Raw genomic sequence first — 13,724 nt, forward strand, 5'->3', positions numbered from 1 at the left:
GGTCCCATGCCTGAGTTGAACGCCGAATCCACCGCCTTCCGCGCCGCCCTCGAGGTGGTCCGGTCCGTGGAGCCGCGGATCGCCGACGCGATCGCGCAGGAGCTGACCGACCAGCGTGAGTCGCTGAAGCTGATCGCGAGTGAGAACTACGCTTCCCCGGCTGTCCTGCTCGCCATGGGTAACTGGCTTTCCGACAAGTATGCGGAGGGCACGATCGGCCGTCGTTTCTACGCCGGCTGCCAGAACGTCGACGCCGTCGAGTCGATCGCCGTCGAGCACGCCAAGGCTCTGTTCGGTGCGCCGTACGCCTACGTTCAGCCGCACTCCGGCATCGACGCGAACCTGGTCGCCTACTGGGCGATCCTGGCCGACCGGGTCGAGGTGCCGTACCTGAAGAAGTTCGAGAAGCGGCAGATCAACGACCTGACCGACGCCGAGTGGGCCGAGCTGCGGCAGGCGTTCGGCAACCAGCGGCTGCTCGGCATGTCGCTGGACGCCGGTGGCCACCTCACCCACGGGTTCCGGCCGAACATCTCCGGCAAGATGTTCGACCAGCGCAGCTACGGCGTCGACATGGCGACCGGCCAGATCGACTACGCGGCGCTGCGGGAGACGGCCCGGGAGTTCAAGCCCGCGGTGATCGTCGGCGGCTACTCGGCGTACCCCCGGAAGGTCAACTTCGCGACGCTGCGCGAGATCGCCGACGAGGTGGGCGCCACCTTCATGGTGGACATGGCACACTTCGCCGGTCTGGTCGCGGGTGGCGTGTTCACCGGTGACTTCAACCCGATCCCGCACGCGCACATCGTCACCACCACCACGCACAAGAGCCTGCGCGGCCCGCGTGGTGGCGCGGTGTTCTGCCAGCCGGAGCTGTCCGCCCAGGTGGACCGCGGCTGCCCGATGGTGCTGGGTGGCCCGCTGCCGCACGTGATGGCGGCGAAGGCGATCGCGTTCGCGGAGGCCCGCCGGCCGGAGTTCTCGACGTACGCGCAGCAGATCGTCACCAACAGCCAGGCGCTCGCCGAGGGTCTGCTGAAGCGGGGCGTGCGGCTGGTCTCCGGCGGCACCGACAACCACCTGGTGCTGATCGACGTGCACCCGTTCGGCATCACCGGCCGCCAGGCCGAGCAGGCGCTGCTGGACAGCGGCATCGTCACCAACCGCAACGCGATCCCGCAGGACCCGAACGGCGCCTGGTACACGTCGGGCATCCGGATCGGCACGCCGGCGCTGACGAGCCGCGGCCTGGGCGTCGCGGAGATGGACCAGATCGCCGAGCTGATCCACAACGTGCTGTCGGCGACCACGCCGGCCGAGGGGTCGAAGGCGAAGTTCAACCTGGACCCGGCCCTGGCCGACCGGATCAGCAAGCAGGCCACCGAGCTGCTGGCGCCGTTCCCGCTCTACCCGTCGGTCGACCTCGGCTGATCTTCTTCTCTTCGGAGCCCTTCACCCCGCCGGGTGGAGGGCTCCGTCGTCTTTGTGTCCTTCTTCCTCAATGTGAGTTGTTACGAACGTTAGCGGAACCGGTTCCGGAATCTCTGTTATTGACGGTCCCGAATCGCCCCAGCCAGCGAGAACATGTTTTGAGCTGGGAAAACCCGCGCCGGTTCCGGAACCGCGCCGAAGTCTGGATTGTGAACCGGGGAACTCTTAGCGTCAGGAGTCGGGTGAGCGCTCTCCCATGATCATTCTTCTTCCGTCCTAGGAGATGCCATGTCCGTTCCCAGACGCTCGCCCTGGCGGCGCGGCGCCGCCGGTGGCCTGGTGGCCGTGCTGGTCGCCGGGCTGACCGCGATCACCGGCAGCAGCGCGGCCGCCGCCGAGGTCCTGCTCTCGCAAGGAAAGCCGGCCACCGCCTCGTCCACCGAAGCGCCCGGCGCCTACCTCGCCACCGAGGCGGTCGACGGCAACACCGGCACCCGCTGGTCGTCGGCCTTCGCCGATCCCCAGTGGCTCCAGGTCGACCTGGGCACCTCCCAGGCGATCACCCGGGTCGAACTGAACTGGGAGACCGCGGCCGCCAAGGCGTACCAGATCCAGGTCTCCGACAACGCGTCCAGCTGGACCACGGTCTACTCGACGACCACCTCGACCGGCGGCAACCAGTCGCTGGCCGTCACCGGCACCGGCCGGTACGTCCGGATGTACGGCACGCAGCGGACCACCACCTACGGCTACTCGCTGTGGGAGTTCAAGGTCTTCGGCGAGACCGGCGGCGGAGGCGTTCCGGGTGGCGGCAGCCTCGGCGCCAACGTGGTCGTCTTCGACCCGTCGATGTCGTCGGCCACCATCCAGGCCCGCGCCGACGAGATCTTCCGCCAGCAGGAGTCGGCCCAGTTCGGCACCGGCCGGTACGTGCTGGCGTTCAAACCGGGCACCTACAACAACCTCAACATCCAGGTCGGCTTCTACACGTCGGTGGTCGGCCTCGGACAGAACCCGCAGGACGTCCGGATCAACGGGGACATCACCGTGGACGCCGGCTGGTTCCAGGGCAACGCCACCCAGAACTTCTGGCGCTCCACCGAGAACCTGTCGGTCTACCCGGTGAACGGGGCGAACCGCTGGGCCGTGTCGCAGGCGGCGCCGTTCCGTCGGATGGACGTGCACGGTGACCTGAACCTGGCGCCCAACGGCTACGGCTGGGCCTCCGGCGGCTACATCGCCGACTCCCGGATCAGCGGCTCCGAGGGCCAGTACTCGCAGCAGCAGTGGTTCACCCGGAACAGCCAGATCGCGTCGAACACCAACGCGGTCTGGAACCAGATGTTCGTGGGTGTGCAGGGTGCCCCGTCGGGCGCCGCCTACCCGAACCCGCCCTACACCACGATCGCGGCGACCCCGGTCATCCGGGAGAAGCCGTACCTCTACCAGAGCGGCGGCGACTACGCGGTCTTCGTGCCCAGTTTGACGAGCAACTCGTCCGGGGTGAGCTGGGCGAACGGCAACACGCCGGGCGCCGGCATCCCGCTGAGCCAGTTCTACGTGGCCAAGCCGGGTGACACCGCGGCGCGGATCAACCAGGCGCTCGCCCAGGGCCTGAACCTGATCTTCCAGCCGGGCATCTACCAGATCGACCAGACCATCAACGTGACCCGGGCGAACACCGTCGTCCTCGGCCTCGGCTACGCCACCATCATCCCGGTGAACGGCGTGACCCCGATGCAGGTCGCCGATGTCGACGGTGTGAAGATCGCCGGCATCCTGTTCGACGCGGGTACCACCAACTCGGCGAACCTGCTGGTGATGGGCCCGAACGGATCGTCGGCCAACCACGCCGCCAACCCGTCGACCGTGCAGGACGTGTTCTTCCGGATCGGCGGCTACATCGCCGGCAAGGCCACCAACAGCCTGCTGGTGAACAGCAACAACGTGATCGTCGACCACATCTGGGCGTGGCGGGCCGACCACGGCAACGCCGGGACGTACGGGTGGAACGTCGCGACCGGTGACAGCGGCCTGATCGTCAACGGCCAGGACGTCATCGGGTACGGGCTCTTCGTCGAGCACTACCAGAAGTACGAGGTGGTCTGGAACGGCAACGGTGGCCGGACCTACTTCCTCCAGAACGAGATGCCGTACGACCCGCCGACCCAGGCCGCCTGGCGGACCGGGGCCAACGGGTACGCCGCGTACAAGGTGGCCGACTCGGTGACCACGCACGAGGCGTGGGGCATGGGCAGCTACTGCTACTTCAACGTGAACCCGTCGATCCACGCGGACCGTGGGTTCGAGGTGCCGGTCAAGTCCGGTGTGAAACTGCACAACCTGCTGACCGTGTCGCTGGGCGGCAACGGGGTCATCGACCACGTCGTCAACACCACCGGAGGAGCGGCTCAGGGGACGGCGACGGTCCCGTCGTACGTCGTCAACTTCCCCTGACATCCACCACGCCGGTGATCTTCGCGGGGGTGGCTCCGGCCACCCCCGCACCCGCCGATTCCCTCAAGGCACACCACCGGATGTCGATCAGCCTCGCATGAGGTTGCGTCGGGATGGTCGGCAAGTAGGCGCAAGGACCAGTTCCCGTCTGTTCGCGACGTACGCCGCGGCTAGCCTGGTGCCGGTCGTCGCGCTCGCCGCGGTGATGATGCAGGGCTACCAGCAGGACGCGGCCGAGCAGGGCGAAGCGCAGGGACTGGCGCAGGCCGCCGTGATCGCGGAGATGGCGATCGGGCCCGCGCTCGGCGGTGAGGAGGCGTCCGGCGCACGCGGCGGAGGGCTCACCGACGGGTTGAGCGCATCACAGACCGAAGGCATGCACCGTGCCACTGAGCACGCCATCTTTCACGGGCTGGTGCTGCGCCTGCGGGTGCGCAGCTTCACCGGGCAGGTGGTCTTCTCCGATGACGGGTCGACCAGCGGTGGGGTACCGGTCGCCGACCCGGACTTCCAGGCCGCCGCGAACGGGGGCTCGCGCGCCCAGGTGATCAACGGGGACGTCGACGTGATCCGGGTGCTGCAGCCGCTCATCACGAGCGCCTCGGGGCAGTCGATCGGTGTGCTGGAGCTGTATCTGCCGTACGAGCCGATCGCCAAGCAGTTGCGGGAGCAGGTCAACAGCACCTGGTGGCGCATGGGTGGCGGGCTCGCCGCCCTCTACCTGGTGCTGGCGCTGCTCGCCTGGTGGACCACCCGGTCGCTGAGCCGGTATGCAGCGCGGCAGGAACACTCCGCTCAGCACGATGCGCTGACCGGCCTGCCGAACCGGGCGGCGTTCCGGACCCGGGCCGAGGCGGTGCTCGCCGCGGCGGCCCGTGACGGCAGCCAGGGCGCGGTCGTCCTGGTCGACCTCAACCGGTTCAAAGAGGTCAACGACACGCTGGGCCACCTTGCCGGCGACGAGTTGTTGCAGGTGGTCTCCACGCGGATGCGTGCCGCGCTGGGTCCGGAGAACATCCTGGCGCGCCTGGGTGGCGACGAGTTCGCCGCGGTGCTGCCGGGCCGTGACGCGGTGGAGGCGATGGCGCTGTTGGAGACGGTGCACGAACGGGCCTCCGAGGAACTGGTCCTGAACGGGGTGCCGCTGAGGATCGAGGCCAGCTTCGGTGTCGCCCTGTACCCGGAACACGGCATTGCGTTCCAGCAACTGATGAACAGTGCCGACGCTGCCATGTATCAGGGGAAGCGTGGCACCGCGGACATCGTGATCTTCAGTGGTGCCGGGGCCGGTCATCCGCACCAGTGGCTGATGGTTCAGGCCGAACTACGGCACGCGCTGGAGCGGGATGAACTGGTGCTGCACTATCAGCCGAAGGTGGGCCTGCCCGGGGGTGAGGTGCGGGGCCTGGAGGCGCTCGTACGCTGGCAGCACCCGCAACATGGGCTACTCCCGCCCGGCGAGTTCCTGCCGGCCGCGGAGCATTCCGGGCTGATCGTGCCGCTCACCGAGTGGGTGCTGCGCCGGGCGCTCGCCGACCAGTCGTGCTGGACGGCGACGGGGCAGGACTGGGCACTGTCGGTGAACGTCTCGGCCCGCAATCTCGAGGTCCCGGGTTTTCCGCAGTTCGTCCTGAACCTGCTCGCCGAGGTCGGCACCCCCGTGCACCGGCTGATCCTGGAGGTCACCGAGACCGCGCTGGTCAGCGACATGGACGCGGCGGTACGCGCGATCGCCCAGCTGGGCGCGTCCGGCATCGGGATCTCGGTCGACGACTTCGGCGCCGGATACACCGGCCTGTCACAGCTGCGCGGGCTGCCCATCACCGAGATCAAGATAGACCGGGTGTTCGTCGCCGATGTGGCGCACGATCCGCAGAGTCAGGCCATCGTGCGTTCGGTGATCGAACTGGCGCACGGTCTCGGCAGCCGGGTCACCGCCGAGGGTGTCGAGACGCCGGAGGTGTGCCAATGGCTGGCCGAGGTGGGCTGCGACGAGGCGCAGGGCTATCTGTTCGGGCGTCCGGTGCCCTGGCCACAGGTCAGTCCGGTTCCCGTCGTGCCGTCCACCGAGGTAGAAGGGGTGAGTAGATGAGGCGCTTGATGGCCGCGGCCGGTGTCCTTCTGATGCTGGTGACGGGCGCCTGCTCGCGGGGCGGCTCGGATGAGCAGAGCGATCCCTTCGACGCGACCGCCGGTGTGGCGGTCGACCCGGAGTTGCACGACAGGCTGCCGGAGTCGGTCCGGAACACCGGGTTCATCCGGCTGGTGACGGATGCCAGTTACGCGCCGATGGAGTACTTCGCCGCGGACGGGCGCACCATCATCGGGTTCGAGCCGGACCTGGCCGCCGCACTCGGTGGGGTGCTCGGCATCCGTGCCGAGATGGTGGTGGGCCCCTTCAACACGGCGCTGGACGATGTGGTGGCCGGCACCTACGACGGGGTGCTGTCGATGATGACGGACACGGCCGAACGGCGGGAGCAGGCCGATTTCGTCAACTACTTCCATACCGGTACGTCGATTGTGGTCCAGCGCGGGAACCCGCAGGGGATCTCCGATCTGAACAGTCTCTGCGGCAAGGTCGTCGCCACCGAGAAGGGAACGTTCCAGGAGACGATGCTGCGCGGTGTCCAGAAGACGTGCGGGAACCGGTCGATGACCATCGCAGACTTCCCGACGAACGCGGATGCGCTGGTGCAGTTGCGTACCGGGCGGGCGGCTGCCGTGCTGAACGACTTCCCGGCGGCCATGTACCTGGCGACCGCCGCCCGGACCAGTGCGTTCTTCGAGATGGCGTCGGACGAACAGTACGAGGTGAGCCTGCTCGGTATCGCTGTGTCGAAGGAGAACAGCGAGCTGCGGAACTGCCTGCAGGCGGCGCTGGATCGGCTGATCACCTCCGGTGTGTACACGGAATTGCTGACCCGCTGGGGTTTGAACTCGGGAGCGATCCCGGCCGCGATGATCAACGGACAGCCGTCAAAGCCGGCAGGGTGAAACTACACGAGCGTGTAGTAGGCTATACGTGTGAGTAGTGGTAGCGACCTGACCGCCCGTGCCCGGATCCGGGAAGCGGCCATCGCGCTCTTCGCCGAGCGTGGTGTCGCCAGCGCCTCGATCCGGGACATCGCGCAGGCCGCCGGTGTCTCCTCAGGCCTGCTGCGGCACCATTTCGGGTCCAAGGAGGGCCTGCGCGACGCCTGCGACGAGTGGGCGATGAGCCGCGTCGTCCAGATCCAGATGCGGTTCACCGAGCTGGGCACGTTCGGCCCGATCGACCCCGAGTTCCTGGTGCTCCAGCGCTATCTGGTGCGGTCCCTGATGGACGGCTCGCCGCGTGGCATGGCGATGTTCACCCAGGCCGTCGAGCACGGCGAGCGGTGGCTGGCCGGCACCTCGCTCCAGACGGCGGACCCGCGTGCCTTCGCCGCGCTCCTGGGCGCCATGAAGCTGGGCATGTTCGTGATGCGCGACCAGCTCACCGCGGTCCTCGGTGAGGACGCCGGTGAGATGCCCGGCTATCTGCGCATGATCCGGGCCTCGCTGGAGATCTTCACCCAGCCACTCCTCACACAAGAGCAGGCCGACCAGGCACTGAAGGCACTGGATCGGCTGGGTGATTCGTGATGGAGGCGATCCATGTCCGAGGCCATCGACGCTGAGGGACTGATCAAACGGTTCGGCGCGGTCACCGCGCTGGACGGACTGGACCTGCGGGTCCGCACCGGGGAGGTGCACGGGTTCCTCGGGCCGAACGGGGCGGGCAAGACCACCGCGATCCGGATCCTGCTGGGGCTGATGCGGGCCGACGGCGGATCGGCGCGGCTGCTCGGGGGCGATCCCTGGGCCGACGCCACCGAGCTGCACCGCCGGCTGGCGTACGTGCCGGGTGACGTCACCTTCTGGCCCAACCTCACCGGCGGCGAGGTGATCGACCTGCTCGGGCGGCTGCGTGGCGGCGCCGACCGGAAGCGGCGGGACAGCCTGATCGAGCGGTTCGAGCTGGACCCGCGCAAGAAGGGCCGGGCCTACTCGAAGGGCAACCGGCAGAAGGTGGCCCTGGTCGCGGCCCTCGCCTCCGATGTGGAGCTGCTGATCCTGGACGAGCCGACCTCCGGCCTCGACCCCCTCATGGAGGAGGTCTTCCGGGAGGTGATCCTGGAGGAGAAGCGGCGCGGCGACCGCACCGTGCTGCTGTCCAGCCACATCCTGTCCGAGGTCGAGGCGCTCTGCGACCGGCTCACCATCATCCGGGCCGGCCGCGTCGTGGAGACCGGCACCCTCGGCGACCTGCGCCACCTCACCCGCACCACGATCCGCGCCGAGCTGACCGGCCCGGTGAACGGGCTGGGCGACCTGGCCGGTGTCCACGACCTGATCACCGAGGACGGCCGGGTGGCCTTCGACGTGGAGGCCGATTCCCTGGAGCCGGCCCTGAAGGCGCTGGTCGCCGCCGGGGTGCGCAGCCTGGTCAGTCAGCCGCCCTCGCTGGAGGAGCTGTTCCTGCGCCACTACACGCGGGACGAGGAGACCGCGCGATGACCGGCACCCTCGATCTGCTGCGGCTGGTGCTGCGCCGGGACCGGGTCGCCATGCCCCTCTGGGTGCTCGGGCTCGGCCTCCTGCCCTATGTCTACGTCACCGGGTTCGACACCCTCTTCGCCACCGCGCAGGAACGGATCGACTACGCCCGGATCAGTTCGGGGAACGCCGGATTCGTCGCCCTCTACGGTCCGCTGCACGGCACCAGCATCGGCGAGCTGACGGTCTGGCGGGGCGGTTTCGTGCCGGTGATGATCGGCCTGGCCGCCCTGCTCACGGTGATCCGGCACACCCGGGCCGACGAGGAGGCGGGCCGGACCGAGCTGATCCGGGCCACCGTGGTCGGCCGGTTCGCGCAGCTCGCCGCCGCGGTGCTCGGCACCGCCGCGGCCTGCCTCGTGATGGGTGTGCTGGTGGCGGTGACCCTGATCGGCAAGGGACTGCCGGCCGGCGGGTCGGTGGCGCTGGGCGCGGTCTTCACGCTGAGCGGCTGGGTCTTCGCCGGGGTCGGTGCGGTCGCCGCACAGGTGAGCGAGACCGCCCGCGGCGCCCGGACGATCGCCGTGCTGGTTCTCGGCGCGGCCTACGTGCTGCGGATGGGCGGGGACATCTCGGCGCTCGGCGACGAGCGGATGGAGTGGCTGTCCTGGCTGTCCCCGGTCGGCTGGGTGCACCGGGTGTTCCCGTTCGGGACGGACGCCTGGGGGCCGGCGCTGCTGACCCTGGTCGTCTCCGTCGCCACGGTCGGCGCCGCGGCGTACCTCTCGACCCGGCGTGATGTGGGCGGCGCCCTGGTCGCCGGACGGCTCGGGCCGGCCACCGCGGCCGCGGGCCTGAGCTCGCCGGTCGCGCTGGCCTGGCGCCTGCACCGCGGCCTGCTGCTCGGCTGGACCGGCGGGTTCGCCGCCCTCGGGCTGGTCTTCGGCGGGGTCGCCGGCAGCGTGGCGGAGCTCACCGAGGACTCGACGAACATGACCGACGTGTTCAGCCGGCTCGGCGGGGCGGATGCCGTGCTCGACAACTACTTCGCCACCACCGCCGCGATCTGCGGGGTGATCGTGTCCTGCTACGCCGTGCAGGCGGCGCTGCGGATGCGCGACGAGGAGCAGACCGGGCACGCCGAGGCGGTGCTCAGCACCGCCGTCAACCGGTACGCCTGGGCCACCGGCCACCTGCTCTTCGCGCTGCTCGGTCCGGCCGCCGCACTGCTCGCCGAGGGGCTCACGGCCGGGCTGGTGCACGGCGATCCCGGACCGGTGCTGGGCGCCTCGATCGCCCAGCTGCCCGCCGTCTGGGTGCTGGCCGGGCTGACCGCGCTGCTGGTCGGAGCGGTTCCCCGGCTGGCCCAGGCGGCCTGGGCGGCGGTCGCGGGATGCCTGCTGGTGATGCTGGTCGGGCCACTGCTCGAGGTGGACCAGTGGGTGCTCGACATCTCGCCGTTCACCCACGTCCCGCATCTTCCCGGCGGGGAGCTCGCGACCGTACCCCTGATGATGTTGATGGTGATCGCGGCCGGTCTGGGCGGCGCCGGACTGATCGCCCTGCGCCGCCGCGACCTGCCGGTCTAGGAGCTCGAAGGACGCTTTGGCAGGACCAGCTCCTCGTGGTCCAGCTCGCGGTTGAGGACGCGCAGGCTGTCGTCGTTGAGGCGGCCCGCGTCGCGCCAGCGCAGCAGTTCCTCGCGCTCGGCGTCGATCACCGCCTGCCGGACCATGAGCGCGGCCTCGTACTGCGGCGACTCCGGCACCTCGTGCGACTCGACCTGCTCCAGCAGGTCGAGTCGCCGCTGGTAGCGGTCCAGGCGGAACTGGAGCTGCTTGCGCATCGTCTCGATGGCCTCGTCCTCGACGTTGTCGTGCTGCTGCTCCTGGATGTCGTCGAGCCGGTCCAGGGCGGCGATCACGGCGGCCGAGCGGGCCTCGTTGCGCAGCTTCGCCTTGTCCGTCTGGTTGGCGCGCAGGCCCAGCCAGCGCACCAGCGGCGCGAAGGTGAGCCCCTGCCCGATCAGGGTGACCAGCACCACCGCGATCGCGCAGAAATGCAGCAGCTCGCGGTCCGGGAAGCCGATCGGCAGGGTGAAGACGGCCGCCAGCGTGATGACGCCGCGGGTGCCGGCCCAGCTCAGCGCGACCACCTCCTTGCCGGTGAGCGGCGCCTCGCGCTTCTCGACGTCGGCCTCCGGCTCGTCCTGGCCGCCCAGCCGGGTGTGCAGCGAGCGCGGCAGCCACTGGGTGGTCACCAGCCAGAGCGGGCGCAGCAGCAGCACCACGCCGAGCGTGATGGCCAGCGCGATCAGGATGGTGCTGGGCTCGTACCTGCGCAGGCCCTCCACCACCTCGGGCACCTGCTGGCCGATGAGCAGGAAGACCATGCCCTCCAGCAGGAAGTCGATGAGCCGCCAGACGGCGCTGACCTGGAGGCGGCTGGCGCCGGTCGCGTACCGGGGGGTGTCGTGGCCGACGATCAGGCCGGCCACCACGACGGCCAGCACGCCGGAGATCGTGACGTAGTGGTGGACGAACGAGTTCTCGCAGATCAGGTACGCCGCGAGCGGGGTGATCAGGGAGAGGGCGTTGGCGTTGAGCGGGTCGTAGCGCAGGGCCTTGAGCATCCGCACGGCGTAGGCCACGGCCACGCCGACCAGCACCCCGCCGGCCGCCGAGATGACGAACTGGCCGACCGCGTTGTCGAAGTTGAAGTTCCCGTCCCTCCAGGCGGCCACCGCCACGGTCAGGATGGTCAGCGCGGTCGCGTCGTTGAGCAGGCCCTCACCCTGGATCAGGGTGACCAGCTTGCTGGGCAGCCCGGCCTTGCGGCCGACGGCGAGCGCCGCGACCGGGTCCGGCGGTGCGACGGTCGCGCCCAGCGCCACGCCGGCCGCGAGGGTGGCCCCGGCCACCCAGAGCGAGAAGCCGAGGCCGATCAGGAGCGCGGTGACCAGCACCAGCACCACCGAGAGGCTGATCACCGTACGCATGTTGCGCCGGATGTCCAGCAGGGACGAATCGAGTGCCGCGTTGTAGAGCAGCGGCGGCAGGACGAAGGTCAGAACGAGTTTGGGATCGAGGTCGAGGTTCGGCCCCGGCAGGTAGGCGTACAGGATGCCGATCAGGGTCAGCAGGGCCGCCGCCGGGAGGCCGGTCTTCTCGGTGACCCATCGGACGGCGACGATCACACAGACCGCGCCCAGAACGAAAAGCAGGATCCCCTCGTAACTCATTCGATCATTGTCGCGGCTGCTCCAGGGCGATCTGGTTTCGGGCCGCGGTCAAAGCGTCACGATTCTTCTCGATGGCCGGCGCGGCGGTCACGACGATCTTGCGCACCGTCGGGTCGGTGGTCGTCCGGAGCACGATCCTGGCGAGTTTGGCGGCCCGCTCGTACGCCGAGAGCTGGGAGCTCACGAAGAGCGTGTCGAACGCCCGCCCGGACGTGGCCTGGTACTGCTCGTTGAGGGTGAGCTGTTCCGAGTTGGGCACGGCGGGCAGCCGGACCTCCAGCGCCTCGGCGGCCGCGCGGACCTGCGCGTCCAGCCTGCGGTGGTATGCCGCGAACCGTTTCCCCAGTTTGCGGACGGAGCTCACCTCGCCCTTGCGGGCGGCCAGGCGCCCGGCCGTGATCTGGGCCAGGTTGCCCTGGTGGACGGCGATCAGGAACTCCGCCTCGGGGCTGACGGGACGGGCCGGGGCCGCGGTCGCGGCGGTGACGGGCAGGGCGGCCAGAACGGCGGCCGCCATTACTGTGATCATGCGACGAATCATCATGATCACAGGATATTTGGACAAAAAGGGGTGATCGCCGCTTCCGGCGACGATCACCCCTGGTGTATCAGTAGCGGTAGTGCTCCGGCTTGAACGGGCCCTCGATGTCCACGCCCAGGTACTCCGCCTGCTTCTTGGTGAGGGTGGTCAGCCGGACGCCGAGCGCGTCCAGGTGCAGCCGGGCCACCTTCTCGTCCAGGTGCTTCGGCAGCACGTAGACCTGCTTCTCGTACGCCCCCGGCTTGGTCCAGAGCTCGATCTGGGCCATCACCTGGTTGGTGAACGAGTTCGACATCACGAAGCTCGGGTGACCGGTCGCGTTGCCCAGGTTCATCAGGCGGCCCTCGGAGAGGACGATCACCGAGTGGCCGTCCGGGAAGCGCCACTCGTGCACCTGCGGCTTGATCTCGATCTTCTCGATGCCCGGGACCTTGGCCAGCCCGGCCATGTCGATCTCGTCGTCGAAGTGACCGACGTTGCCGACGATCGCGTTGTGCTTCATGGCCGACAGGTGCCCGACCGTGATGATGTCGGTGCCGCCGGTCGTGGTGATGAAGAGGTCGGCCTCACCCACCACGTCCTCGAGCCGGACCACCTGCATGCCGTCCATGGAGGCCTGGAGCGCGCAGATCGGGTCGATCTCGGTGACCACCACGCGGGCGCCCTGGCCGCGCAGCGTCTCCGCCGAGCCCTTGCCGACGTCACCGTAACCGCAGACCACGGCCAGCTTGCCGCCGAGCATCACGTCGGTCGCCCGGTTCAGGCCGTCGACCAGGGAGTGGCGGATGCCGTACTTGTTGTCGAACTTGCTCTTGGTGACCGCGTCGTTGACGTTGATCGCCGGGAAGAGCAGGGTGCCCTCCTTGGCCAGCTTGTAGAGCCGGGCCACACCGGTGGTGGTCTCCTCGGTGACGCCCTTGATCTCGGCCGCGATCTTGGTGAAGCGGTCCTTCGAGGAGGCCAGGCTCTCGCGCAGCGTCTCCAGGATGATCCGGTACTCGTGGACGTCGTCCTCGGTCGGCTGCGGAACGGCGCCCGCGCCCTCGAACTCGACACCCTTGTGCACCAGCAGGGTGGCGTCACCGCCGTCGTCGAGGATCATGTTCGGGCCCTGGCCGTCGCCGAAGTCGAACAGGCGCATGGTGGCCCACCAGTACTCCTCCAGCGTCTCGCCCTTCCAGGCGAAGACCGGGACACCGGCCGGGGCGTCGACCGTGCCGGTCGGGCCGACCACGGTCGCGGCGGCCGCCTCGTCCTGCGTGGAGAAGATGTTGCAGGACACCCAGCGGACCTGCGCGCCCAGCTCGACCAGGGTCTCGATCAGCACGGCGGTCTGCACGGTCATGTGCAGCGAGCCGGCGATCCGGGCGCCGCGCAGCGGCTTCGAGTCGCCGAACTCCTTGCGCAGCGACATCAGGCCGGGCATCTCGTGCTCGGCGAGACGGAGCTGGTGGCGGCCGGCCTCGGCGAGCGAGAGATCGGCGACCGCGAAGTCCAGGCCGTTGATGGATCGAAGTTTGTCGCTCATGAAAA

Annotated in this window: 10 protein-coding genes; 7 read left to right on the forward strand and 3 right to left on the reverse strand. The window is 69.2% G+C overall.

The genetic code is table 11. The annotated features are described in order from the left end of the window. Positions 1 to 6: 6 nt before the first annotated feature. From BJ964_RS12535 to BJ964_RS12565, 7 genes are all read left to right on the forward strand, one after another. On the forward strand, positions 7 to 1,431 hold the full coding sequence (locus tag BJ964_RS12535; protein ID WP_188120831.1) for a glycine hydroxymethyltransferase: 1,425 nt from the start codon (positions 7 to 9) through the stop codon (positions 1,429 to 1,431). A 288-nt stretch (positions 1,432 to 1,719) separates the two neighbouring features. Continuing rightward, positions 1,720 to 3,888 carry a discoidin domain-containing protein gene (locus BJ964_RS12540; protein WP_188120832.1) on the forward strand — a complete coding sequence of 723 codons (2,169 nt, stop codon included), beginning with the start codon at positions 1,720 to 1,722 and terminating at the stop codon, positions 3,886 to 3,888. Positions 3,889 to 4,066: 178 nt separating this feature from the next. After that, positions 4,067 to 5,980: a putative bifunctional diguanylate cyclase/phosphodiesterase gene (locus BJ964_RS12545; RefSeq protein WP_229806616.1), complete on the forward strand. Its 1,914-nt coding sequence runs from the start codon at positions 4,067 to 4,069 to the stop codon at positions 5,978 to 5,980. After that, complete coding sequence (locus BJ964_RS12550) at positions 5,977 to 6,885, forward strand: ABC transporter substrate-binding protein (protein WP_188120834.1); 909 nt, start codon at positions 5,977 to 5,979, stop codon at positions 6,883 to 6,885. The genes BJ964_RS12545 and BJ964_RS12550 overlap by 4 nt, the downstream gene beginning before the upstream one ends. A gap of 30 nt (positions 6,886 to 6,915) precedes the next feature. Continuing rightward, complete coding sequence (locus BJ964_RS12555) at positions 6,916 to 7,515, forward strand: TetR/AcrR family transcriptional regulator (RefSeq protein WP_188120835.1); 600 nt, start codon at positions 6,916 to 6,918, stop codon at positions 7,513 to 7,515. 12 nt (positions 7,516 to 7,527) lie between these two features. Continuing rightward, a complete protein-coding gene (locus BJ964_RS12560; protein ID WP_188120836.1) occupies positions 7,528 to 8,430 on the forward strand; it encodes an ABC transporter ATP-binding protein in 903 nt (300 codons plus the stop codon). After that, positions 8,427 to 9,998 carry an ABC transporter permease gene (locus tag BJ964_RS12565; protein ID WP_188120837.1) on the forward strand — a complete coding sequence of 524 codons (1,572 nt, stop codon included), beginning with the start codon at positions 8,427 to 8,429 and terminating at the stop codon, positions 9,996 to 9,998. Before BJ964_RS12560 ends, BJ964_RS12565 begins: the two co-directional genes overlap by 4 nt. Here the strand turns inward: BJ964_RS12565 and BJ964_RS12570 are convergent. From BJ964_RS12570 to ahcY, 3 genes are all read right to left on the reverse strand, one after another. Beyond that, a complete protein-coding gene (locus BJ964_RS12570) occupies positions 9,995 to 11,650 on the reverse strand; it encodes a Na+/H+ antiporter (RefSeq protein WP_188120838.1) in 1,656 nt (551 codons plus the stop codon). The genes BJ964_RS12565 and BJ964_RS12570 overlap by 4 nt on opposite strands. Before the next feature lie 4 nt (positions 11,651 to 11,654). Then, the gene (locus tag BJ964_RS12575; protein ID WP_188120839.1) at positions 11,655 to 12,179 is read right to left on the reverse strand and encodes a DUF4142 domain-containing protein; all 525 of its coding nucleotides are present in this window, start codon (positions 12,177 to 12,179) and stop codon (positions 11,655 to 11,657) included. Positions 12,180 to 12,258: 79 nt separating this feature from the next. Next, the gene (ahcY, locus tag BJ964_RS12580; RefSeq protein ID WP_188120840.1) at positions 12,259 to 13,719 is read right to left on the reverse strand and encodes an adenosylhomocysteinase; all 1,461 of its coding nucleotides are present in this window, start codon (positions 13,717 to 13,719) and stop codon (positions 12,259 to 12,261) included. Between the last annotated feature and the right edge of the window lie 5 nt (positions 13,720 to 13,724).

It is taken from the genome of Actinoplanes lobatus, assembly GCF_014205215.1.
GTDB classification, from domain to species: domain Bacteria; phylum Actinomycetota; class Actinomycetes; order Mycobacteriales; family Micromonosporaceae; genus Actinoplanes; species Actinoplanes lobatus.

Coding starts and splice junctions, on each gene's coding strand:
- BJ964_RS12570 (WP_188120838.1), bottom strand. CDS start 11,650: ATGAGTTACGAGGGGATCCTGCTTTTCGTTCTGGGCGCGGTCTGTGTG.
- ahcY (WP_188120840.1), bottom strand. CDS start 13,719: ATGAGCGACAAACTTCGATCCATCAACGGCCTGGACTTCGCGGTCGCC.
- BJ964_RS12540 (WP_188120832.1), top strand. CDS start 1,720: ATGTCCGTTCCCAGACGCTCGCCCTGGCGGCGCGGCGCCGCCGGTGGC.
- BJ964_RS12575 (WP_188120839.1), bottom strand. CDS start 12,179: ATGATCACAGTAATGGCGGCCGCCGTTCTGGCCGCCCTGCCCGTCACC.
- BJ964_RS12550 (WP_188120834.1), top strand. CDS start 5,977: ATGAGGCGCTTGATGGCCGCGGCCGGTGTCCTTCTGATGCTGGTGACG.
- BJ964_RS12560 (WP_188120836.1), top strand. CDS start 7,528: ATGTCCGAGGCCATCGACGCTGAGGGACTGATCAAACGGTTCGGCGCG.
- BJ964_RS12565 (WP_188120837.1), top strand. CDS start 8,427: ATGACCGGCACCCTCGATCTGCTGCGGCTGGTGCTGCGCCGGGACCGG.
- BJ964_RS12535 (WP_188120831.1), top strand. CDS start 7: ATGCCTGAGTTGAACGCCGAATCCACCGCCTTCCGCGCCGCCCTCGAG.